Annotated in this window: 20 protein-coding genes; 5 read left to right on the forward strand and 15 right to left on the reverse strand. The window is 68.1% G+C overall.

Translation table 11 applies throughout. The annotated features are described in order from the left end of the window. Positions 1–47: 47 nt before the first annotated feature. From Q664_RS13480 to Q664_RS13510, 7 genes are all read right to left on the reverse strand, one after another. A complete protein-coding gene (locus tag Q664_RS13480) occupies positions 48–1550 on the reverse strand; it encodes a peroxidase family protein (RefSeq protein WP_043394370.1) in 1503 nt (500 codons plus the stop codon). Positions 1551–1779: 229 nt separating this feature from the next. Continuing rightward, the gene (locus Q664_RS13485) at positions 1780–3339 is read right to left on the reverse strand and encodes a hypothetical protein (RefSeq protein ID WP_043394372.1); all 1560 of its coding nucleotides are present in this window, start codon (positions 3337–3339) and stop codon (positions 1780–1782) included. A gap of 135 nt (positions 3340–3474) precedes the next feature. Next, on the reverse strand, positions 3475–4740 hold the full coding sequence (locus Q664_RS13490) for a pyridoxal phosphate-dependent aminotransferase (RefSeq protein ID WP_043394374.1): 1266 nt from the start codon (positions 4738–4740) through the stop codon (positions 3475–3477). Positions 4741–4750: 10 nt separating this feature from the next. Continuing rightward, complete coding sequence (locus Q664_RS13495) at positions 4751–5644, reverse strand: alpha/beta fold hydrolase (RefSeq protein ID WP_043394376.1); 894 nt, start codon at positions 5642–5644, stop codon at positions 4751–4753. Continuing rightward, the gene (locus Q664_RS13500) at positions 5641–6777 is read right to left on the reverse strand and encodes an alpha/beta fold hydrolase (RefSeq protein ID WP_043394378.1); all 1137 of its coding nucleotides are present in this window, start codon (positions 6775–6777) and stop codon (positions 5641–5643) included. Before Q664_RS13500 ends, Q664_RS13495 begins: the two co-directional genes overlap by 4 nt. Before the next feature lie 45 nt (positions 6778–6822). Continuing rightward, positions 6823–7299: a hypothetical protein gene (locus tag Q664_RS13505; protein ID WP_063934693.1), complete on the reverse strand. Its 477-nt coding sequence runs from the start codon at positions 7297–7299 to the stop codon at positions 6823–6825. 26 nt (positions 7300–7325) lie between these two features. Further along, the gene (locus Q664_RS13510; RefSeq protein ID WP_043394380.1) at positions 7326–8132 is read right to left on the reverse strand and encodes a hypothetical protein; all 807 of its coding nucleotides are present in this window, start codon (positions 8130–8132) and stop codon (positions 7326–7328) included. Positions 8133–8216: 84 nt separating this feature from the next. Between Q664_RS13510 and Q664_RS13515 the strand changes: the two genes are divergently transcribed. Then, the gene (locus Q664_RS13515; protein WP_052518052.1) at positions 8217–9029 is read left to right on the forward strand and encodes a glutathione S-transferase family protein; all 813 of its coding nucleotides are present in this window, start codon (positions 8217–8219) and stop codon (positions 9027–9029) included. A gap of 114 nt (positions 9030–9143) precedes the next feature. Here the strand turns inward: Q664_RS13515 and Q664_RS13520 are convergent, their stop codons facing one another. The 3 genes from Q664_RS13520 to Q664_RS13530 all read right to left on the reverse strand — a co-directional run bounded on the left by Q664_RS13520 (position 9144) and on the right by Q664_RS13530 (position 12254). Further along, positions 9144–10001, reverse strand: coding sequence for a hypothetical protein (locus tag Q664_RS13520; RefSeq protein ID WP_043394382.1), 858 nt, complete (start codon positions 9999–10001; stop codon positions 9144–9146). 166 nt (positions 10002–10167) lie between these two features. Beyond that, positions 10168–10992: a class I SAM-dependent methyltransferase gene (locus Q664_RS13525; RefSeq protein ID WP_043394384.1), complete on the reverse strand. Its 825-nt coding sequence runs from the start codon at positions 10990–10992 to the stop codon at positions 10168–10170. 68 nt (positions 10993–11060) lie between these two features. Next, positions 11061–12254: an FAD-dependent oxidoreductase gene (locus Q664_RS13530; protein ID WP_043394386.1), complete on the reverse strand. Its 1194-nt coding sequence runs from the start codon at positions 12252–12254 to the stop codon at positions 11061–11063. Between the two features lie 84 nt (positions 12255–12338). Here Q664_RS13530 and Q664_RS13535 point away from each other — a divergent pair, with 84 nt between their 5' ends. Then, positions 12339–13343: a LysR family transcriptional regulator gene (locus Q664_RS13535; protein ID WP_063934694.1), complete on the forward strand. Its 1005-nt coding sequence runs from the start codon at positions 12339–12341 to the stop codon at positions 13341–13343. Here Q664_RS13535 and chrA read toward each other — a convergent pair. Next, on the reverse strand, positions 13285–14436 hold the full coding sequence (chrA, locus tag Q664_RS13540) for a chromate efflux transporter (protein ID WP_235216685.1): 1152 nt from the start codon (positions 14434–14436) through the stop codon (positions 13285–13287). The two genes, Q664_RS13535 and chrA, sit on opposite strands and share 59 nt — an antisense overlap. Further along, complete coding sequence (locus Q664_RS13545) at positions 14433–14876, reverse strand: DoxX family protein (protein ID WP_043394390.1); 444 nt, start codon at positions 14874–14876, stop codon at positions 14433–14435. The genes chrA and Q664_RS13545 overlap by 4 nt, the downstream gene beginning before the upstream one ends. 234 nt (positions 14877–15110) lie before the next feature. On the opposite strand from Q664_RS13545, the gene Q664_RS13550 reads away from it, so the two are divergent. The 3 genes from Q664_RS13550 to Q664_RS13560 all read left to right on the forward strand — a co-directional run bounded on the left by Q664_RS13550 (position 15111) and on the right by Q664_RS13560 (position 20045). Then, a complete protein-coding gene (locus Q664_RS13550; RefSeq protein WP_043394392.1) occupies positions 15111–17186 on the forward strand; it encodes a M13 family metallopeptidase in 2076 nt (691 codons plus the stop codon). A 107-nt stretch (positions 17187–17293) separates the two neighbouring features. Next, a complete protein-coding gene (locus Q664_RS13555; RefSeq protein WP_043394394.1) occupies positions 17294–19531 on the forward strand; it encodes a prolyl oligopeptidase family serine peptidase in 2238 nt (745 codons plus the stop codon). A gap of 121 nt (positions 19532–19652) precedes the next feature. Continuing rightward, entirely contained in the window at positions 19653–20045 is a 393-nt protein-coding gene (locus tag Q664_RS13560; RefSeq protein WP_043394396.1) for a hypothetical protein, read from the forward strand. Between the two features lie 109 nt (positions 20046–20154). On the opposite strand, the gene dps is transcribed toward Q664_RS13560, so the two are convergent. From dps to Q664_RS13575, 3 genes are all read right to left on the reverse strand, one after another. Then, positions 20155–20661 (reverse strand): DNA starvation/stationary phase protection protein Dps, encoded by a 507-nt coding sequence (gene dps, locus Q664_RS13565; RefSeq protein ID WP_268811396.1) that lies wholly within the window; start codon positions 20659–20661, stop codon positions 20155–20157. Between the two features lie 83 nt (positions 20662–20744). After that, on the reverse strand, positions 20745–21272 hold the full coding sequence (locus Q664_RS13570; RefSeq protein WP_043394400.1) for a carboxymuconolactone decarboxylase family protein: 528 nt from the start codon (positions 21270–21272) through the stop codon (positions 20745–20747). Positions 21273–21278: 6 nt separating this feature from the next. Continuing rightward, positions 21279–21833 (reverse strand): peroxiredoxin, encoded by a 555-nt coding sequence (locus tag Q664_RS13575; RefSeq protein ID WP_043394402.1) that lies wholly within the window; start codon positions 21831–21833, stop codon positions 21279–21281. Between the last annotated feature and the right edge of the window lie 88 nt (positions 21834–21921).

Raw genomic sequence — 21921 nt, forward strand, 5'->3', positions numbered from 1 at the left:
AGAAAAAGAGGGGGCCCTCACCTGAATGAGGGCCCCCGTTCAGGGTGTTACGGCGTCGGGGCCGGAGCAGGCGCCGGCGGAGGCACCAACGGCACGCCCGCGAACTTCAACAGGTCCGCCATGAGGAACTTGCCCTCGGAGTTGGCGAGCTCCGGCTTCCAGCACGGGTTGGCGTTGAGGAACGAGAACCGGTCACCCCGGAGCACGCCGACGAAGACCTCGGCCACGATGCGCGCGCCCACCGGCCCGAGCCGCCTACCCTCGTTGTCCTTCTCCAGCTGCGCTTCCCGGAGGATGTAGTACCAGGGCGGGCTGGAGGTCTCGAACCCGACACCGAGACTCTTCAGCTCATCGAGCTTCAGGGGCCTGATGCCCAGGCGCCTCGCCATGGCCTGGCCCGAGGGGAGCCGGAGGGCCAGGCTCCGCAGCAGGTTGCGCTGCGCGAGCGACTGGGGATTGGTGATGGAGCCCACGCCGTCTCCACCCACCTGGCCTGGCGCCCCGATGAGCAGCTTGAAGAGCGGGGTCGACAGGCGCGGGTCGATGCGCTTGCTGGGCACGGGGGTGATTCCACTCGAGCCCGCCAGTCCCTCGAAGAACCGCGCCCACTCCACGAACCGCCGGGTGGCGCGCTTGCCCCCGCGCAGATCGGCCGGGTCCGCCGCATTCGGGTCCAGGGTGTCGTTGAAGATGCCCGCGCCGAAGCCGGCGTTGAGTCCGTAGCCGGGGCGCACCTGGCTGTGCCCGAAGCGGTAGGCGGCGACCGAGAACTCCACCGGGATATAGGGCTCGTGCCTCCACCGGAAGATGCGCTCCCGTGGGCGGTCGTCCAGCACATCCTTCAACACCTCCAGCCCGACGGTCCTCGGGAGGAAGTCATGGAGGATGATCCACTGGTAGTGCCAGCGCACCATCCGCTGGGCCTTGTCGAAGACCTGCGGGTCGTTGGGGTTCTTCTTGCGCAGGTGATCCACCACGGCGTTGTGGAACTTGAGCATGGCCAGGTGGAACTGCGAGACGATGGTGTTCTCGTCGTTGCGTGGATCCCCGATGAGCGCGGTGTTCTGGCTGTTGCGCGGCATGTCGTCGTTGGAGTCCGGACCGCCGAGCTTCTCGATGAGGAACTTGGCTGGATCCCTGCTGTCATAGAGGTGGCGCGAGATCCGGGGTCCGGAGCCGTACACGTTGTCCAACTCGAACGCCGGCGTGCGGAAGTTCTCGATGGCCTCCGGATCGTTCTGCCGCTCCAGGATGGAGGTCGGATCGAACGTCAGATCGTGATCGACGAACTGCCCGAAGAACGTGAAGCCCGCGGGGATGGTCTCGTTGTCGATGTTGCTGGCATTGGGGCCAGGGGGCTGGCCGGGCGGGGGATCCTGGGCGTCCATCAGCCCCCCGATCTTGCCCAGTTCGAAGAGCGCCTCGCGGACCTTCGCGGTGTCGGGTGCGAAGACCGGCAGCCCCGGAAAGAGCCGGCCGAAGCGGCCGCGGTCGTGGAATTGCGACTCGGGAGGGTTGTGGCCGCGAATCTGGGTTTCACCGTGCAACATCGTGGTTGCTCCTGACGACAGGACGCCGTGCACTGCTCAGGAGGCAACGTGAGGGCGTCCCGGTCATTGAGGTTCCGCCTCCTGCTGCGGGGATAGAGAAAAAGGGATTTCGATGTGACGGGCCGTGCGGGAGTTCTTGGCCCGGAAGGACTCCCGGAGCTTGCCCGCCCGCTCAGCGAGCGCTCCAGCAGCGGGCGCCTCGGGTCTTCAGGGGAGGAGTAGGTGCCGCTCAGCCGATGGCGGTCTGGGGCTGGGACTCGAGGCCCTGGAGGACCGAATCCACTTGCTGGCGGGAGAGGGCCTCGTAGAGCTCCGCGCGGAGCTCTTCCTGGCGGTCATCGAGGCGGCGCTGGGAGTGCAGCCAGTCGAGCCGGGCCAGGAGGGAGGCGGCGCGTCCCAGGGGGCTGCGCGCGGCCTCGTCGCGGATGGCGAGGATGCGCGAGATGTTCTCCGGCTGGAAGGGGCCGTGGAAGCCCGTCTGCGAGTCCATGTACCGCAGGATTTGAGCGCCGCCGATGCCCACGCCGTCCACGCCGGTGTAGACGGCCAGGGGGATGTGGGGGAAGCGGAAGCCCGCGGAGAAGTAGGTGCGCAGCCCGCGTTCGTGGGCGCGGTGGACGAGCTCGAGCGCCTCGGCGTGGGTGAGCTGCTCCATCACCGGGAGGCTGGGGTAGGTGTCCGCGGCGCCGTCCCAGGTGACCTTGTCGAAGCCGCCCTCCTTGACGAGCTCGATGCCCAGCAGGCCGATCTCCTTGCGGTCCACCACGACGCGCGAGCGGCCATCGCGGTCATCCACCAGGGGCGTGTTGAGGTTGAAGGCGGCGGACAGGAGCTGGGTGCGCGAGTCACGCAGGATGTTGCTGCGCAGGCAGCGCATGAACTCGATGATCTGCGAGGCCGTCATGCGATCCATGGCGACCTTGCACTCGGCCACGCCCATCTGGAACATGGCGGTGCAGGTGCCGGACATGGTCTGCACGGTCTTCCATAGGTCCAGGTGGAACTTGCCGCTGTCGAACATGGGCCGGCCGATGAAGCTGGTCACCGGCGCGCGGCCGGCCACGTGCAGCCGCACCTTGGCCACGTTGAGGATGCGGGGGATGCGGTAGGACTCCACGGACTCGCGGCCCTGGTGACCGCGCTCCAGGTGCTCCACGTGGACGAGCACGCCGCGCATCCAGTCCTCGCGGGTGGTGGTGCCGGCGAGGTGGCCCTCGCCCGGGTCGGTGACGGACATGTACGTCTGCGTGTCGCCGAAGCCGGGGAGGGGCAGGGGCTTGTAGGGCAACTGCAGGCGGGCCCCGTTGGCGAGCGCCTCGTGGGCCATGTGGATGGCCAGCTTCTCGCGGCGGGTGGGCTTGCGGCGCTCGCGGCGCAGGTCGTCGATGAGGAGGGAGACTTCCTCGAGCTGGGTGGGGTGCCGCGCGTCGGTGCGCAACCCATCGGCGTCCTCGACCGCTACATCGCCCAGCCACTGCTCCGAGGCGTCCATCACCGCGTCGTACATCTCCAGGAGGCTGGCGTCGGGCATCCGCCGGAGCAGGACGCGCATGGACTCGGCGAAGTCGCGGAGCTGGCCGTGGTCGGCGACGAGCTTCTCCAGCTCCACTTCCACCTGGGCCATCAGTTCCTGGAGGGTCTGCGGCCGGAAGACGGAGATGGGCTCGCGCTTGCGGAACTTGCCCGTGCTGGAGCGGATGGCCTGCGTCCTCATTCCATCGATCAGCGACACCATCTGCCCGAGGATCAGTCGGCGAGCCTCATCCTCGTTCCACCTCATCATGCTCATTACGGATGCTCCGGATATGGGATTGATGGGAGGCCGGTGCTCGGTGTGTGCACTTCAGGCCACCCATTTCGTATGGAGTATCCGGAGAGGGATTTGTGAGCGCGGCGCCGGGAGCCGGGCCGCGTTCCCAGGGAATCAGCCGCCGGTGTGGCGGAGGACCAGGGCTTCCAGGCGGCTCAGGGCCTTGTCCAGCACCTCCATGGAGGGGCCGAAGGACAGGCGCACGTAGCTGCGGAAGCGCGAGGGGCGGGCGCGCCGCTTGCCGGGGTTCACGTCGAAGAATTCCCCGGGCACGGTGATGATCTTCTCGTCCAACGCGGCGCGGAAGAAGCCCATGCCGTCATTGAGAGGCGCGGGCAGTCCGGCCACGTTGCCCCAGACGTAGAAGGTGCCATCCGGCGGGCGGTCCGTACGGATGCCCAGCCGCTCCAGGCGCGAGTGGAAGCGGTCCCGCTTCTCGCGGAAGTGCTGGTGGATGGCGAGCGTCTCCTTCACCACCACCTGCTCGTCCAGCAGGGGAATGGCGGCGCGCTGGAGGGGCCGGCTGCCACCGCCGTCGAGGAAGCTGCCCGCGCTGGACACCGCGTCGATGACCTGGCGCGGACCCAGGGTCCACGTCATGCGCCAGCCCGGGTAGCGCCAGTTCTTGGTGAAGCCGTCGAAGAGGACGACGGGGTCCTTGTTGACGTCCTCCACGTAGCGGGCGGCGCTCTCCAGGGGCAACTGTCCGGGGCGGCCCGTCCAGAGGTAGTGAGAGTAGAACTCGTCGATGAGCAGCGTGCACTCCAGCTCCCGGGCGACGCCCACCCAGCGCGCCAGCTCCTCGCCCTGCACCAGCTTGCCGGTGGGGTTGCAGGGGTTGGAGAAGAGCAGGGCGGAGAGGCCACGGCCCTGGATTTCCCGGCGCAGATCCTCGTGGGTGAAGGCGTAGCCGCGCTCGCCCTCGAGGAGGATGGGGATGGAGGTGAAGGCCTTGAAGACGTCCAGCAGCTCCTCGTAGGCGGTGTAGTCCGGGAGGAAGTGGCCGAGGTTGACGGTGCCGAGGCTGGCCGCCGCGCGGGTGAGGGCGGCCCGGCCACCGCCGGAGAGCGAGACGTTCTCGGCGGAGTACTGGCCAGGCATGCCGCGCCGGTAGAGCCGGTTGTAGAGGGAGGCGATGGCCTCGCGCACTTCCCAGAGGCCGGCCACGGGGGCGTACTCCAGGTCGTTCACGTCCACGGTGACGCTGCCGATGCGCGGCGGGGCGCCGGGCAGCTCACCCGTCTCGGGCTGGCCCTGGCCGAGGTTGCACCAATCGGGGTCTCCAGCGCGGTAGCCGCGGCGCGTGGCCTCGGTGGTGACGTAGATGACGCCCGTGCGCGGCACGGTGCGGAACGCGGGCAGGGAAGTGTCGTCGCTCACGCCCGGGACGCTAGCGGAGTGTGGTGAGGATGTCCTTCCAGTTCGAGTAGAGGGAGAAGTGTCCTCCGCCTGGCAGGAAGTGGGGCACGGTGTGGGGGATGCGCGCGTGCAGGTAGCGCCCCATCTGCAGCGGCACGATGGAGTCTCCCTCCCAGTACCAGAGGTGCACCGGGATGCGGATGTCCTCCAGCGGGAAGCCCCACGGCGAGGTGAGCAGCCGGGCCTCTTGAATCATCCCCTGCACGCCCTGGCGCGAGGCCTCGAAGCGGAAGCCCTTCACCTGTTTGGAGATGGCGGGGTCCGACAGCACGGCCCGGTCATCCGCCGAGCACTCCTTCATCAGCGCGACCAGGGCGGAGTCGGGCCTGCGGCGGACGCTCCGGTCATGCAGGCGCATCACCGGCTCCAGCAGCCAGCCCGGCCACATGGCCATGCTGTAGGCCGCGCGGTAGTCCCGGTTGACGCCCGCCATGGCGTCGCTGCGGTTGAAGGGGGCCGAGCCGGAGATGATGGCCGCGCCCGACAGCCGCTCGCCCAGGCGGTACGCGCAGGCCGCCACGTAGGGGCCTCCCGCGGACACGCCCATCACCGCGAAGCGGCCCAGCCCCAGCTCGTTGGCCAGTTGCTCGATGTCCGCCGGCATGTCCAGCAGCGTGCGGCCCTTCTTGAAGTCCGAGTGCCCGTAGCCCGGACGGTCCGGGGTGATGAGCCGGATGCCCAGGCTGGCGGTGAGCTCGTCATCCGGGTGCCGCATGTAGCGCGAGCCCGGATTGCCGTGCATGAAGATGACCGGCATGCCCTCCATGCTCCCGGACTCGACGTAGGCCAGCCTGCGCCCGTCGCGCAGCCGCACCGCGCCCTCTCGCGACCGCACCTGGACCTCTCGCACCTGTGCTTCGTTCATTCCCCTCCCTCCATGGGCCGCGAGCGCTGACTCATCCAGCCGTCGATGCGCGGCCACACCTTCACCGGCGACTTGCTGGAGGCCGACAGGCCGATGTGGCCCACCGGGAAGTGCATCGTCTCGCAGTCCTTCGTGCCCAGCAGGCCTGGCAGCGGCTCGCTCATGGCCGGCGGGGCGATGTTGTCCTGCTCCGCGATGATGTTGAGCACGGGGCAGCGGATGCGGCTCAGGTCCACCCGCTCGCCGCCCACCTCCATGCGGTTCTGGCAGAAGAGGTTCTGCTGGTAGCAGTCGCGCATGTATTGCCGGTACACCTCGCCCGGAAAGGGCACGGCATCCGAGCCCCAGCGCTCCAGCGCGAGGAAGGTGGTGACGAAGGCCGGGTCGTCGATCTGCCGGCACAGGTCGAGCCACTTGGTGATGCGCTGGACGGGGCCGGCCATGAAGAAGCCGCTCTCCAGCACGTAGGTGGGCACGTTGCCGTAGGCGTCCACCAGTGAGTCCACGTCGAAGTGCTGTGGCTGCGTCCACAGCGAGTAGACACCGCCCTTGCTGAAGTCCACCGGGGTGGCTTGCACCACCAGGTTGCGCACGCCCTCGGGGTGGAGCGCGGTATAGGCGAGCGCCATGGTGCCGCCCATGCAGTAGCCGTAGAGCGTCACGTCGTCGCTGCCACTCACGCGCTGTGTCCAGCGCACGGCGGTGCGGATGTGGCCGCCGAGCAGCTCGCTCCAGGTGAGGTGCTGCTCCTCCTGGCCGGCGATACCCCAGTCGATGGCGTAGACGTCGTAGCCCTGGCGGGTGAGGTACTCGATGAGGCTGCGGCCGGGCAGGAAGTCGAGGATGTACCAGCGGTTGATGAGCGAGTAGACGAAGAGGATGGGCGTGCGGTAGCGGCGCCGGGGCGAGGCGTAGCGCAACAGGCGCATGCTGCCGCGCGTGTACACCACCGAGTGCGGCGTGGGGCTGATGGGCGGCTCACGGACCCCGGCGGCCTTCTCGAAGATGGGCTTGAGGTAGGGGTACGGATTGATGGAGCGGTCCTGCAGGGCCTGCGCGAGCGAGCGCGAGACGTCCACCTGCGACGAGACGAACGAGCGGATCCGCTGGAAGGCTTGGGCGGGCCGATTCACGGGAGGGCTCCAGGGGGAGGAATGCCGGCGAGCATGGCGGGGAACCTACCGGGCCGAGCCGGACCGGCGGCGGCGGGGAACGAGCTCGGGCTCGGGCGGAGGGGTGAGGGTGGGGGAGACGGTGCTGGTAGGGGCACTGGCGGCTGGAGGCTGCTCCTGACGCTCCAGCAGCTCCACGACGTGCTCGAGCTGCGAGCCGAGGGCCTCGACCTGGTCCCCCATGCGGCGCAGTTGATCCCGCAGGGAGTCCACCTCGGAGGAGGTGGGCACACGCAGCGAATGCAGCGTCTTCTCCATGAGTGAAGTGCGGTGGATCTGCAGGGTGAAGCCGCGGCGCATGAGCCCGCCGCTGACGCGCAGGAAGGTGGGGCTCTCGGCGAGGCGGGCGGCCACCTGGGTGAGACCCCGCTCGGCCTTGGTGAAGACCTTGCCCGAGCGGGTTTCCGGGCTGGTGAGCTGCCCGACCTTCTTGAGGGCGCGGGCGAGCAGGCCAGGGGCGGGGCGGGAATCGGGGGCGGTCATGCCGCCCAGTCTACCTCGGGCGCGGCTCAGCGGACGATGGGGACCGTCACCGGCGCCTTGTCGTCGATCTCCACCTCCACCTTGCCCACCCGCCACAGCACCTCGCTGAAGTCCACCTGTACCCGGTGTCCCCGGGCCGTCTCGATGAGGGCCTGGCCCTTCTTGGGCAGGAACTCGCCCACCTCGTACTCCAGGGCGGTGAAGGTGACGCGGTCCCTGCCCAAGGGCCCGGAGACCTCGCCCGGCCCGTCGAACACGAGCGTGGTGCCCCCGAAGAGGGGGGCGCCCTCGCGCACGCCCAACCGCCCGTCCACACGGTAGGTGTTGCCGGGCCGGCCCGGCAGCGCGCCCGCGGCCGTGGTCCAGAAGCGCGTCTCGTCGCCGCAGGTGCCGTAGCCCACCGTGGCCTGGAGCACCTTGCCGTCCACCGTCAGCCCGTTGAGGTCGGCGGTGAGGTCCATCCGGTCCTCGCCACCGTGGTAGACGAAGGCGCTCTGTCCCGACACGGTGTGTCCGTTCACCGAGCAGCCGCCCTCCGCGAAGGAGAGCACCACCGCGTCCGTGGACTCGTCCCGGGCCTCGGCGGAGGCGGTGACACAGGACACCTTGGCGTGGATGCCATCGGCGGCCTGGCCCACGAAGGTGCGCCGCGGCTCGCCGCAGGTGTAGACGGGGAGGAGTCCGAGCAACTCGAGCGCGAGGCGGGCCTGGTTGGCCGCGTGGATGGCGAGGTCCACCCGCGTCTTCGCGTCGTCGATCTCCTCCTGGGTAGGCGGCTCCCGGCCGCAGGCGGTGGCGAGGACGACGAGGGCGAGGCAGGCGCGGATTCTCATGGGGGGGCATTCTCCTCCGCGGGGGGCATCTTCGCGCAAGCCCCGCTGTACCCGCGGGCCCTGGAGGCGGCATGCTCCCCGTCCATGGCCCGACCCGAGATCACGCTGTACCAGTTCCCCATCTCGCACTACTGCGAGAAGACCCGTTGGAACCTCGACGCGAAGGGGATTCCCTACGTCATCGAGAACCTGATTCCCGGCCCGCATCGCTTCGTGACGAAGCGTCTGACGAAGGGGGGCCGGGGCACGGTTCCCGTGCTGGTGGACAGGGGGGCGGTGGTGACGGACTCCACGGACATCGCTCTGCACCTGGAGCGGGCCCACGCGTCGGCGCCGGCGCTGATTCCGGCCGGGGGGCCCGAGCGCGAGCGGGTGCTCGAGCTGGAGACGTACTTCGACGAGATGGCAGGCAAGCACGTGCGCCGCTGGGTGTACGCGACGCTCTTCGCCAGTGGAGCGGATATCAAGCCGCTGATGTTCGGCGCGTTCCCGTTGCCGCTGCGGCTGGTGGGCACGGTGCTGTTGCCCGTCATCAAGACGGCCATCCGGCGCCAGTACGCGCTGACGCCTGATAAGGTGGAGGAGTCGCGGGTGAAGCTGCTGGAGGGGCTGGACAGGCTGGAGCGTGAGACCCAGGGAGACCCGTCGCGCTACCTGGTGGGCGAGTCACTGTCGATCGCGGACATCACCGCGGCGTCGCTCTTCAGCCCGCTGGTGGCGGCCGAGGGCTCGCCGTACGCGGTGCGGCCGGCGGAGGAGGTGCCGAAGGCGATCGCCGAGCTGCGAGCGTCGGTGGTGGCGAGGCCCGCGGGCCAGTGGCTGCTGCGGCGCTACCAGGAGGACAGGAATCGCGTGGCGCGGGGCTTCGGCGCGAGTGCCACGGCGGCGAACGGCTGAGGCCATCCGCGCCGCTGAGGGCACGGGCGGTCGCATGGGATGGTGGGAGTCACGTCTTCTGGTGCACCACGTCGGGATTGTGTTCCGCGGACTCGCGGTGGAGCGAGCAGTCCATCAATCGTGCCGCGGACATCCTGGTTGAGGCCATCGACTGAACGTGAATGCCTGATGCACCCCCATCTTGTCGTCCCAGTCGAACAACAGCGCGAGCAACTCCGCCGTACATGCACCGGACACCCTCTCGAAAGAGACCGGGTCGAGTGTGGCGAGGCCTTCGCGCTGAAAGGTGGGGTCGGCCAACACCTGCCGGTGCTTCAGGTCACGCTCGGAGGAAATCGCTCGGGACATCTGTCTGAGAATGGCCTCGATGCAGTCGTCCCGGCTTGCCCGCGCCATGCGCTCCGCTGCTTTCTCCAGGCGCACTTGCACCGATGCTTCTTTCTCGGGGCTCCATGCGTCCAGAGCCCAGCCGCAGGCAGCCGCCATCAGTTCTTCCAGGGTATGAGTCGCCCCCAGTTTCTTGAAGAGATAGCGCGCGCCCTGGAGCGGCTCCCAGAAGCGCAACACCGCCTGTAGGCGCTGCGCCATCCGCTCCGCGCTCATCGGGTGCAGGTAGGTCGTCGCGAAGAACAGCGAGCCCCAGGCCGTCTCGCGGACGTGTGTTTCGTAATCATTCCTCATGGGAAATGGATTCAGTCCTTCACCCGACGAGGTTTCGGACAAATGGCCCATGAGATTCGACACCATGTACAGCCGCCAGGCCGGGCGCTCGCGCTGGATATCCACCACCTCGTGCGCAAGCACCACCTCACCCGGGGGAACCTCCAACAGGTGTTGTGGCTCCGGGAACGTGCCGTCCTTGCGGTGCTGCTCGCTGCACCGTAGCCCCTCCCTCCTTGTCTTCTGCTGGACCGAGCGGAAGGTGCCGTGCAGGAAGGATGGCAGTCGCAGTGAAGACGTCTGACCGGGCATCACTCACATCCTAAGCCAGCGGAAGTAGGTTCTTTCAGGGGTGTTCTTGCATGAAAGCGCGGGGCGCCTTCCGGTCGCGCGGCGTTCCAACTGGTCCAACAGTCGGACCAGTTGCTCCCCATCGCGGCCGGAACCTCTCCCCCTGACAGGACTTCCTCCTCCTGGCTTAGAACTCGTAGCGCAGGTGCCGGACCAGGTTCCGATAGAACGGTAGCCGGCCCAGGGCCCCGGCCATCGTCCTGGAGAACCAGTTCCTGGTCAGCCGGCTGACCAGGTCCGGCATGGTCAGGAACGGGATGTCCTCGACGAGGTGGAGCTTCGGGACCTGCTTCTCGAGGTCATGCGGATCGTTGACTCCCCAGACGAGCTCGACTTTCGCGCCACGCACTGTCGCGAGGCGGGAAGTCATGCGCACCATCGCCCCGTTGTAGCCGTCGAAGGCGATCTGCCCGCGCGGGAACTGCTCGGTGATCCTCCGGAACAGCGCCGTCCCGTCCTTCTCGTGCAGGTACATCATCAGGCCCTCGGCGATGACGAACACCGGCGTGTCTCCTGGGATGGTGTCGAGCCAGGAGAGTTCGGTCACCGAAGAGCCAATCCGGCGATAGCCGTTACGCTCCGGGTAGAGCTGCTCGCGCAGGGCGATGACATCGGGAAAGTCGACGTCGAACCAGCGGACCTTCGGCCCCGGGTTGATTCGATACACGCGGGTATCGAGCCCGCAGCCGAGGTGCAGGACCGTCGACTCGGGGTTGGCGGCGAGGAACGCTCGCGTCCACTGGTCGAAATGCCGGGCCCGTATCGGTAGCGAGATCTCGCCCCCTTTCGGCAGCTTCAACTCCTTGAAGTCGTAGTCGATTCGGGCGACGGCGTCCGCGGCGAACCGGTCGCCGAGGATGGGATGTTCGACCGCGGCGTCCAGGGCCTTGCCGTACAGCGTAGCAAGGTACGTCTCCTTCTCCTTGGTCAGACGAACCTTTTTCGCTTCCATGGCTCGAGGAGTGAAACAACCCCTCTCTCCCCGGTCAAGCAACCCGGCTTTTCATGGAGCATGACTGTTCACGCTCGTGATTGGTCCCACTCCAGGCGGTACGAGTACATCTTCGACTGGCCGGAGGCACCGAGCCGCAGGAAGAAGGGCAGCATCCGATCCCGGAACCACTCCGAGAGCGCGCTATTCACGGCCTTGCCGCTTCCATTCCGGCGCGCGGCGCGGAAGATGGCATCCACCCGGGGACGACGGGCCTTCTCGAAGGCGGCGAAGGCCTTGGCCGGAGCGTCGATGTCTCGCAGGCATTGGGCCAGCACCAGCGCATCCTCCATGGCGAGGGCCGCGCCCTGTCCCGCACTCGGGGACATCGCATGCGCGGCATCTCCCAGCAGGCAGACCCGGCCCGAGTGCCACCGTGGCATCGCGTGCAGATCGTAGATGGGCCAGGGTCCCAGAAGCCGCGGCGTGGCACGAATCACGTCGCCGACCCACGGCGGATCCTCCCGATGCAGCTCCAGGAGCCGCTCGCGCTCCCGGGTGGGATCTGGACTCTTTCGGATTGTCTCCAGGTCCGAGCTCCCGGGTGCACCGTTGTGGAACCACCAGATCTCCCCCGACGGCGTGACGAAGGCGCCGAAGAATGCCCGTCGCCCGAAGAGCATGAGGTTGATGCCCGGCGGCACGGGCACCTGGACGCCCTGGGCGAAGCCTCCGTAATCAAGAAGCCCCGTGAAGCTCGGGGCCGGGGCGTCCGGGAGGAGCAGTGAGCGCACCCGGGAGCGCAGTCCATCGCAGCCGATGAGGATGTCCGCCGATGACTCGGAGCCATCCTCGAAGCGGGCAATGACGTGGCTCGGGTGGGACTCGTCCACCGCCACGAGCCGCTGGCCCCACCGGATCTCCACGCCCTGCCGAACGGCCTCCTCCGCGAGGATCGCGTTCAACTGCCCACGCCGGATCATCGTCAGGGGTCTGCCGAACGCGCTCGCGTCCCCGCTGCGATCGATGACTCCGAGGGAATCCCCCTTCCGGTTGATGAACTGGAACGCTTCACACGGCGTCCCCGCCGCGGCCACGGCGCCGGCCACTCCCAGTGGCTCCAGGGCATTCATCCCGTTCGGGGCAACGCCCAGGAAGGCGCCTTCTCCCGCCGCGGCCGTCGGACGGGCCTCGGCGATGGAGACCTCCATCCCCAGCCGTTTGAGCCACATTCCCAGGACGGGTCCCGCGATGCCTCCCCCCACGATCAGCACTTTGCGCATGTCTCTTGGCCTCCGCTCAGTGCTTCATATGCCGGAGGCCCGATTCACTTGCAGTGATGATTCGTGATCATATCGTACACCCGCATGAACCTATCCTCTCTCGACCTGAACCTGCTCCTCGTGCTGCACACGGTGCTCGAGGAGAAGAGCGTGGCGAAGGCCGCGGCGTCGCTGCACGTGACGTCCTCGGCTGTGAGCAATGCGCTCGGACGGCTGCGCGGGTTGCTGGGAGATCCCCTGCTGGTCCGCCATGGGCGCGGCCTGGTGCCCACACGCAAGGCCATCGAGCTGGCTCCGCGCCTTCGCGCCGCGCTCGGGGAATTGCAGGGGGCTCTGGAAGGATCCGCCGCCCCCTTCGTGCCCGCCCAGACGGACCGGATGTTCACGCTGGCGTGCTCGGACAATGACCAGATCGCGAGGGTCCCCCGGATCGCCGCCGCCTTCTCGGCGCGGATGCCTCGCGCGACGCTGCGAATCGTCAGCATCGACCAGCTCGAGGCCACGGACGGGCTCGCCAGCGGACAGGTGGACGCGGTCATTGCTCCGCTCGAGGCCGCCGGGCCGGGACTGCACGCGGTGGAGCTGTATCGAGACGAAGCGGTGATGGTGGTCCGCCGGGATCACCCCAAGGTGGGCAAGCGGCTGTCGAAGCAGTCCTTCAATGAGCTCGGGCACGTGGACATCTGGCTCTCCATCGAAGGGCCAGGGTTGGGGCACCGCTTCATCGAGGGGTTCTTCCAGCGGCACGGCCTGCGGCGATCCGTCTCGCTGATCGTGCCTGGCTTCGCCGCCGCGGCGATGGCCGCCGCGACCACCGACCTGATCGCGGGCCTGCCGCGCCTCGTGGCGGAGGCGCTCGCCCAACACCTGCCCCTGCGGATTGTCGAGCTGCCCGTGGCCCCACCGCCTTTCCAGATGCACCTGCTCTGGCACGAGCGCACCCATGCCGATGAGGGCGCGCGCTTCTTCCGGGAGCTCGTCCTCGGAGCCATGCGCACCAGCCCTTCAAGCCGAGGCGAGCAGGGCGGTCCTAAAAGCCCACCAGCAGCCCCACCAGCGCGCCACCCAGTACGAGCCACGCGGAGTTGACGCGGTAGCGGATGAGCAGCAAGGCACTGACGAGCGCGAGGCCCACCGTCCACACGTCCACCAGGGCCGCGCGCCCGAGCTGCCAGGTGACGGTGGCCATCAGCGCCAGGGAGGCCACGTTGACGCCATCGAGGAAGGCGCCCGCCACCCACGAGCGGCGCATGCGGGGCACCAGCGGCCCGCTCACCGCGACGAAGAAGAACGCGGGCAGGAAGATGCCCACCGTGGCCACCACCGCGCCCGAGGCCCCTCCCAACACGTAGCCGATGAAGGTCGCCGTGGTGAAGACGGGCCCCGGTGTCACCTGTCCCACCGCCACCGCATCCAGCAATTGCGCCTCGGTGAGCCAGCCCCAGCGCTCCACCAGATCCGCGCGCAGGAAGGCCAGCAGCACGTAGCCGCTGCCGTAGAGGATGGAGCCCACCTTCAGGAAGAAGAGGAAGAGGCCACCGAGGCTGAAGCCCGGAGCCGCTGTCGCCGCCACCACTCCGCCCAATGGCAGGCCCGGGAGGAGCGCCTTCACCGCCGGGGGCGCCGTGCCTCCGCCCTCGCCCCGCCGGGCCACCCACCGCCACAGCGTCACCAGTCCGCCAGCGAGCAGCAACAGGAGCAGCTCGTTCACTCCCAGGAAGGCCAGCGCCACGCAGGCCACGCCCACCGCCGCCAGCAGCCTCGTCTTCGCCGCCCCGCGCGTCAGTCCCCAGATGGCCTGCAGCACCACGGCGATGATGACGGGCTTCACGCCATACAGCACATGCCCCACCCGTGGGAGCTGTCCGTAGCGCGTGTACACCCAGCCGATGGCCAACACGATGAGGAACGCCGGCAGGATGAAGCACGTCCCCGCCACCACCAACCCGCTCCAGCCCGCCCGCCGGTGCCCGATGTGGATGGCCAGCTCGGTCGAGTTCGGCCCGGGAATGAGGTTGGCGGCTCCGAGCAGATCCAGGAACTCCTCGCGCGTGAGCCACTTCCGGCGCCGGACGACCTCGTCCTCCATCAGCGCGATATGCGCCGCCGGGCCGCCGAAGGCCGTCGTCCCCAGCCGCAGGAAGAGCAGCGCCAGCTCCCGCAGCGCCCCCGGCTCGCTCACTTGCGCCGCTCCGCTTCCGCCGACAGCCGCGCGTCCACCGACCACGGCCCCGCTCCGACGAGCAGCAGGAAGATGGAGCCGAGCAGCATGGAGAAGTCCGTCCTGGACTCGTGCGCCATGCTCCAGAAGCCGCGGCTCAGCAGGATGGGCACCTTCGTGCTGGCGATGGCCACCAGCATGTCGATGATCAGCGGCACCGCCGCCAGCCGCGTCAACAAGCCGAGCAGCAGCAGCGTGCCCCCGATGATCTCCACCACCCCGACGAAGGGCGCCAGCACCTCGGGCGCCGGCAGGCCGATCTTCGTGAAACGGCCCACTCCCAATTCCCCCGGGTAGAGGAACTTCTGGATGCCTTCGGACAGGAAGACAGCCCCCACCATCACCCGGATGAGCAACGTCGCGGGCGGAGCCTCGCTGGACAGCAGTCGATCGAAGCGCATTGCGTCACACCCTCCCTGTCGACCGCTCTTCGCACGGATCGTGTGCGCTGTCGCGGCTCGTTCTCGTCACGACGCCCTGTGTCGAAAGCGTTGCACCAGGGGCGGGTGGACGCCTCACGCGCGGCTCGGGCAGCATGCGCACCCGAAGGGGGGCAACCGGGCAGCCATGGGAATTCCCAGCCGCTCCCGGGGTTACCTGCCTTCGTCTCACCCGACACAGCACAGCGAGAACGCATGAACAGCAAGAAGCCCCTCCGCCTTTCCTGGGCTCCCACGCTCGGGGCCTGCCTCCTCCTGGGATGCACGGCCACCTCGCGCAACACCCAGCCGGAAGCGGCCGTCCAGGCCTCCAAGCCCCAGGCCCTCGGCGTCGACACCAAGAACTTCGACTCCAGTGTTCGTCCGCAGGATGACTTCTTCCGCTACGTCAACGGCACGTGGCTGAAGACGGCGGTAATGCCCGCCGACAAGGCCCGCTACGGCTCTTTCATCGAGCTGCGCGACAAGAGCGAGGCCGCCCTGCGCGTCATCATCGAGGAGGCCGCCGCCGCCCAGGGCAAGAAGCCCGGGACGGATCCGCAGAAGGTCGGTGACCTGTACCAGAGCTTCATGGACACCGATCGCATCGAGGCGCTCGGCATCCAGCCGGTGCGCGGGGACCTCGAGCGCATCGCCGCGCTCCAGGACAAGCAGGGGCTGGCCGAGCTGTTCGCCGCCTTCGCGCACATGGGCGTGCAGACGCCGATCTCCGTGTTCGTGGGCCAGGACGCGAAGCAGACCACGCGCTACATCACCTATGCCAACCAGAGTGGCCTGGGCCTGCCGGATCGCGACTACTACTTCAAGCAGGAGCCGCGCTTCGCCGAGACGCGCGCCGCGTACCTCACGTACATCGAGACGCTCCTGGGTCTGGCGGGGGAGAAGGATCCGGCCGGCGCGGCCAAGGCCATCCTGGCGCTCGAGACGTCGCTCGCGGAGAAGCACTGGGATCGCGTGCGCAACCGTGATCGCGAGGCCACCTACAACCTCAAGAGCGTGGCCGAGCTGGAGCAGCTCACCCCTGGCTTCTCCTGGTCGCGCTATCTCGAGGCCCTGGGAGCGGTGAAGACGCCGGGTGTCATCATCCGCCAGCCGGACTACTTCCAGGCCATGGCCGCGGTGCTCGCCCAGACGCCGCTGCCCACGCTCAAGCAGTACCTCACCTTCAAGCTGCTCGATGACATGGCGCCCCTGCTCAGCTCCCAGTTCGAGCAGGCCGAGTTCGTCTTCCGCGGCAAGACGCTCCAGGGCCTCCAGGAGAACCGCCCCCGCTGGAAGCGCGGCGTGGAGACGGTGGACGGCGCGCTGGGCGAGGTGCTCGGCAAGCTCTACGTGGAGCGCCACTTCACCCCCGCGAGCAAGGCCCGCATGCAGGAGCTGGTGAAGAACCTGCGGGTCGCCTTCGAGCAGGGAATCGAGCAGCTCGAGTGGATGAGCCCGGACACGAAGACCCAGGCCAAGGCCAAGCTGACCAGGTTCAACGTGAAGATCGGCTACCCGGAGAAGTGGCGGGACTACTCCGCGCTCTCCGTCAGCAAGGATGACCTGGTGGGCAACGTGAAGCGCGCCACCGGCTTCGAGGTCCGCCGCAACCTCGACAAGCTGGGCAAGCCCATCGACCGGCTCGAGTGGGGCATGACGCCGCAGACGGTGAATGCCTACTACAGCTCGACGATGAACGAGATCGTCTTCCCGGCCGCCATCCTCCAGCCTCCCTTCTTCAATCCCGAGGCGGATGACGCCGTGAACTACGGCGCCATCGGCGGCGTCATCGGCCATGAGATCAGCCACGGCTTCGACGACCAGGGCAGCCGCTCCGACGGTGACGGCAACCTGCGCGACTGGTGGACCGCGCAGGACAAGGCCGCCTTCCAGCAGCGCACCGGCATGCTGGCGGACCAGTACTCCGCCTTCACCCCGCTGCAGGGGATGAACCTCAACGGCAAGCTGACGCTGGGCGAGAACATCGGCGACCTGAGCGGCCTCACCGTGGCCTTCAAGGCCTACAAGCTGTCGCTGGGCGGCCAGGAGGCTCCGGCCATCGAGGGCTTCACCGGGGACCAGCGCTTCTTCCTCGGCTGGGGCCAGGTGTGGCGCACGCTGCACCGCGACGATGCCCTGCGGCAGCTCATCCTCACGGATACGCACTCGCCCGGCGAGTACCGGGTGAACGGCGTGGTGCGCAACATGCCCGAGTTCTACTCCGCCTTCGGTGTGAAGGAGGGGGACGGCGCGTACCTGCCTCCCGAGAAGCGCGTGAAGGTCTGGTAGTTTTTCAGTGACGGCGTGCCCCCGGGGGCGCTTCCGACGCGGCGAGTCATGTCACTCCGTGTCCGTTTCGGAAATACGCCCCCGGGCTGATAGGTTCGCGCGCCACCATGAAACTCCGCGCATTCTCCGCCGCCGCGTGCGCCCTCTGGCTCACGCACTGCAGCCATGCCCCGACGCAGCTGGAGGCCCAGGCCCCCAGCGCGTCCCAGCCCTCCTCCGCTCCCGCCGCTTCCAGCACGGCGAGCGCTCCCTCCCAGGCCTCCTCGCGCCCGAGCTATCCCGCCGCGCGCAAGGACGACGTGGTCGACGACTACCACGGCACCCAGGTGGCCGATCCGTACCGCTGGCTGGAGAACCCCGACTCGCCCGAGTCCCGCCAGTGGATCGAGGCCCAGAACCAGCTCGCCTTCGGCTATCTGGAGAAGATCCCCCTCCGCGCGCAGCTCAAGCAGCGGATGACGGAGCTGTGGGACTACGAGAAGTACAGCGTGCCCTGGCGTGAGGGCAGCCGTTACTTCTTCTTCCGCAACAACGGCCTGCAGGCTCAGGCCGTGCTCCACACGGCGGACTCGCTCGCGGCCGAGCCCCGCGTCCTGCTCGACCCGAACACGCTGTCCGCGGATGGCACGGTGGCCCTCTCGGGCCTCGACATCACCGACGATGGCAACCTGATGGCGTACGGCGTGGCCAACGCCGGCAGCGACTGGAAGGAGATCCGCGTGCGGGACGTGCGCACGGGCAAGGATCTTCCGGACATCATCAAGTGGGTGAAGTTCTCCGGCTCGTCCTGGACGAAGGACGGCAAGGGCTTCTTCTACAGCCGCTATGACGAGCCCAAGGCCGCCGAGGCCATGAGCGGCGCCAACTATTACCAGAAGCTCTATTTCCACAAGCTGGGCACGCCGCAGGCCGAGGACGTCCTCGTCTACGAGCGCAAGGACCAGAAGGAGTGGGGCTTCGGCGGCTCCGTCTCCGACGATGGGCGCTACCTGCTCATCAACGTGTGGCGCGGCAGCGAGCCGAAGAACCTCATCCTCTACAAGGACCTGAAGGATCCCAAGGCCCAGGTCGTCGAGCTGCTCAAGGACTGGGATGCGGAGTACGACTACGTCGGCAACGACGGCACGCTCTTCTGGTTCAAGACGGACCTGGAGGCGCCGCGCGGCCGCGTCGTCGCCATCGACCTGCGCAAGCCGGAGCGCAAGAACTGGAAGGAGCTCATCCCCCAGGGCGAGGAGACGCTGTCGGGCGTCAACGTCGTCAACAACCAGTTCATCGTCAGCGTGATGAAGGACGCGCACTCGCAGGTGCGGATGTACTCGCTCGATGGCAAGGCCAAGGGCGAGCTGGCGCTGCCCGGTCTGGGCACCTCCTTCGGCTTCGGTGGCAAGCGCCAGGACACGGAGACCTTCTACGCCTACTCCAGCTACACCACGCCCACGACCATCTACCGCTATGACCTGAAGGCCGGTCAGAGCCAGGTGTTCAAGGCGCCGAAGGTGAAGTTCGATCCGTCGCAGTACGAGACGACGCAGGTCTTCTACACGAGCAAGGATGGCACCCGCGTCCCCATGTTCCTCAGCCACAAGAAGGGGCTGAAGCTGGATGGGACGAACCCGACGCTGCTCTACGGCTACGGTGGCTTCAACGCCGCGATGACGCCGGGCTTCAGCGTGGCCAACCTGGTGTGGATGGAGCAGGGCGGCGTCTTCGCCGTGGCCAACCTGCGTGGCGGTGGCGAGTACGGCCGCGAGTGGCACCTGGCCGGCACGAAGCTGAAGAAGCAGAACGTCTTCGATGACTTCATCGCCGCGGCTGAGTGGCTCATCGCCAACAAGTACACGTCGACCCCGCGCCTGGCCATCACCGGCCGCTCCAACGGTGGCCTGCTGGTGGGGGCGGCGGTGACGCAGCGTCCGGAGCTGTTCGGCGTGGCGCTGCCGGGCGTGGGCGTGATGGACATGCTGCGCTTCCACAAGTTCACCATCGGCTGGGGGTGGACGAGCGACTACGGCTCCGCGGAGAACCCGGAGGAGTTCAAGGCGCTCTACGCGTACTCGCCGCTGCACAACCTGAAGCCGGGCACGCGCTACCCGCCCATGCTCGTCCACACCGCGGACCATGACGACCGCGTGGTGCCGGGCCACAGCTTCAAGTTCACCGCGGCCGCCCAGGCGGCGCAGGCCGGTGAGGCCCCGGTGCTCATCCGCATCGAGACCAAGGCGGGCCATGGCGCGGGCAAGCCCACCGGGAAGATCATCGAGGAGTACACGGACCTGTGGGCCTTCACGCTGCAGCAGATGGGGCTGGGCGGTGGTCAGGCCGTCGCGGGTGAGACGCGCTGAGTTCCAGGTGAGGTGAAGCGGGCGGCCGTCCGGGCGCATTCCCGGGTGGCTGTCCGCTTCCTTGCCTCACACCGAAGGGCATCCACCTTGTCCGGGAACAACTCGGACAAGGAGATGCACCGTGAAGAAGCTTTCCATCCTGGCCGCCGCCACCTTCGCGCTCGCCCTCGGGGGTTGTGCCAATACGTCGAAGGCGCACGAGGCCGATGAGTCCTCCAACGAAGAAGCGGTGTGGCGGCCCTACCACGAGCGGGCGCGCGAGGACCGTGAGGGCGCTCCCACCGTCTATGACGGCGAGGTCTCCGGCGACAGCGGTCAGCACACCACGGTGACCACGGACGAGGGGAAGCGGTGGGACATCACGGGGGAGCCCGGCGAGCAGGAGCCGAAGACCCCGGCCACGACGGACGGTGAGGAGGCCACCGGCGGCTCCGGTGACGTGAAGCAGGACGAGGTGAAGGAGGACGTCGAGATCATCGACGAGGGCCCGACGGACCAGGCGCCCCAGGAGTAATCCCGGAGAGCGTGGCGCGGCGTCAGGCGGGCGCGCGGAGCTTCGCCACGGCCGCGACGCGAAGGTGGGCCCGGCACGGCCAGGCCGGTCATGCCCCGGCCCTCCGGGCTCAGCCCTCCAGTGAGGCGCGCAGGAACCAGGCGTGCTTCTCGAACTCGGTGATGATGCCGGTGAGCAGGTCCACCGTGTCCGTGTCCTGGTGCTGCTCGGCCACCTTGCGGCTCTCGCGCGCGCCCGTCAGGTAGGCCTCGATGCGGTCGGCCAGCAGCCGTACGTGCTCCAGGTCCCTCGAGGTGTCCTGCGGGTAGTCCGGCAGGCGGCTCGTCTTCGCCACGTGCCGGCTGGTGCCGTACGCCTTGCCGCCCAGCGTCACCGCGCGCTCGGCCACCGAGTCGTTGTGGGCCGCCAGGCTCACCGCGAACGTCTCGAAGAGCGGGTGGAGCGCCGCGAACTGCGGGCCCTTGATGTTCCAGTGGGCGACCTTGATTTGACTGTGGAGATCCAACCCATCGGCCAGCCGCTCGTTGAGGGAGGCGGAGACGGCGGAGCGGGTCTGCTCGGAGAGGGGGCTCGGGCTGCGGTACATGCGTTCGTTCCTTTCGTGTGTGTTTGAGATGGAGATGCCTGGGCCCACAAAGTGACGCGCCCCCCGGTGTTGGCACCGGAGGGCGTGTCTGATGTCAGCGTGAAGCGGAACGTCTACGACTCGAGGCCCACCGCCGCCGCGTGGATGACCGCGGCGATGCGGACCGCGTCGTGCACCTGGTCCTCGGAGAGGCCGCCCTCGATGACGACCTTCTCGTGGGACTGGACGCACGTCTCGCAGCCGTTGATGGCGCTCACCGCCAGGCAGACGAGCTCGAAGTCCACCTTGTTGGTGAGGACCTGCACCAGCCGGTTCATCCGCAGACCGGCCCGCTTGGTGGAGTAGGACTCCTTCCCCACCATGTGGCGGAACCGGTAGTAGACGTTGTTCATCCCCATCAGCGAGGCCGCGGCGCGCGCGTCCTCGATGACAGGCTCGGCCTTCTCGCCCAGCGCCTGACGGACCTCGTGCAGCAGGGCCTCCTTCAGCCGCTCGTTCCGAGCCGCGAAGGCGCTGCCCACCGCCACCCCCCAACGCTGCTCGGGGGTGAGGCTGTTGTTCTCCAGCACCGACTGGAGGTTCAGCCGGGTATCCCGGTGGGCATCCGTCAACTCACCGCGAACGACTTCGAGCGACGCCATGACGTATCAACCCGCCTTCGCCAGCTTCTTGGTGAGGGTCTCCTCGCCCTTCTGCCAGTTGCAGGGGCACAGCTCGTCCGTCTGGAACGCGTCCAGCGTGCGGAGCGTCTCGGCCACGTTACGGCCCACCGACAGGTCGTTCACCGACACGTGCCGGATGATGCCCTGCGGATCGATGATGAAGGTCGCGCGCAGCGCCACGCCCGCGTCCTTGTGCAGGATGCCCAGGCCCGCGCTCAGCTCGCGCTTGATGTCCGCCAGCATCGGGAAGGGCAGGCCCTTGAGGTCCGGGTGGTGCGTGCGCCACGCGTGGTGCACGTACTCGCTGTCGGTGCTCAGGCCGAGCACCTGCGCGTTGCGGTCCTGGAAGTCCTTGTCGCGCTTACCGAACTCGGCGATCTCGGTCGGGCAGATGAAGGTGAAGTCCTTGGGCCAGGAGAAGAGCACCAGCCACTTGCCCTTGTAGCTGTCCTGGTTGATCTCCTTGAACTCCTTGCCCTTCTCCAGGCTCACCACCGAGGTGAGGTTGAACGCGGGGATCTTGTCGCCAACGGTCAGCATGTGATTCGACTCCTTGGGGGTTGAGGCCTGCCTGCTGGCAGACCGGACAGGGTTTCTTCGCGTACTACTCTGAGCAGCGTCCGTGCCA

The organism is Archangium violaceum Cb vi76, assembly GCF_000733295.1.
Taxonomy (GTDB): Bacteria; Myxococcota; Myxococcia; order Myxococcales; family Myxococcaceae; genus Archangium; species Archangium violaceum.

What these genes read in the sequence shown, in the direction of transcription:
- Q664_RS13505 (WP_063934693.1), bottom strand. Translation starts at nt 7,299, where the DNA reads ATGACCGCCCCCGATTCCCGCCCCGCCCCTGGCCTGCTCGCCCGCGCC.
- Q664_RS13530 (WP_043394386.1), bottom strand. Translation starts at nt 12,254, where the DNA reads ATGCGCAAAGTGCTGATCGTGGGGGGAGGCATCGCGGGACCCGTCCTG.
- Q664_RS13570 (WP_043394400.1), bottom strand. Translation starts at nt 21,272, where the DNA reads ATGGCGTCGCTCGAAGTCGTTCGCGGTGAGTTGACGGATGCCCACCGG.
- Q664_RS13520 (WP_043394382.1), bottom strand. Translation starts at nt 10,001, where the DNA reads ATGCCCGGTCAGACGTCTTCACTGCGACTGCCATCCTTCCTGCACGGC.
- Q664_RS13555 (WP_043394394.1), top strand. Translation starts at nt 17,294, where the DNA reads ATGAAACTCCGCGCATTCTCCGCCGCCGCGTGCGCCCTCTGGCTCACG.
- Q664_RS13495 (WP_043394376.1), bottom strand. Translation starts at nt 5,644, where the DNA reads ATGAACGAAGCACAGGTGCGAGAGGTCCAGGTGCGGTCGCGAGAGGGC.
- Q664_RS13545 (WP_043394390.1), bottom strand. Translation starts at nt 14,876, where the DNA reads ATGCGCTTCGATCGACTGCTGTCCAGCGAGGCTCCGCCCGCGACGTTG.
- Q664_RS13485 (WP_043394372.1), bottom strand. Translation starts at nt 3,339, where the DNA reads ATGAGCATGATGAGGTGGAACGAGGATGAGGCTCGCCGACTGATCCTC.
- Q664_RS13525 (WP_043394384.1), bottom strand. Translation starts at nt 10,992, where the DNA reads ATGGAAGCGAAAAAGGTTCGTCTGACCAAGGAGAAGGAGACGTACCTT.
- Q664_RS13515 (WP_052518052.1), top strand. Translation starts at nt 8,217, where the DNA reads ATGGCCCGACCCGAGATCACGCTGTACCAGTTCCCCATCTCGCACTAC.
- Q664_RS13480 (WP_043394370.1), bottom strand. Translation starts at nt 1,550, where the DNA reads ATGTTGCACGGTGAAACCCAGATTCGCGGCCACAACCCTCCCGAGTCG.
- Q664_RS13575 (WP_043394402.1), bottom strand. Translation starts at nt 21,833, where the DNA reads ATGCTGACCGTTGGCGACAAGATCCCCGCGTTCAACCTCACCTCGGTG.
- Q664_RS13535 (WP_063934694.1), top strand. Translation starts at nt 12,339, where the DNA reads ATGAACCTATCCTCTCTCGACCTGAACCTGCTCCTCGTGCTGCACACG.
- Q664_RS13550 (WP_043394392.1), top strand. Translation starts at nt 15,111, where the DNA reads ATGAACAGCAAGAAGCCCCTCCGCCTTTCCTGGGCTCCCACGCTCGGG.
- Q664_RS13510 (WP_043394380.1), bottom strand. Translation starts at nt 8,132, where the DNA reads ATGAGAATCCGCGCCTGCCTCGCCCTCGTCGTCCTCGCCACCGCCTGC.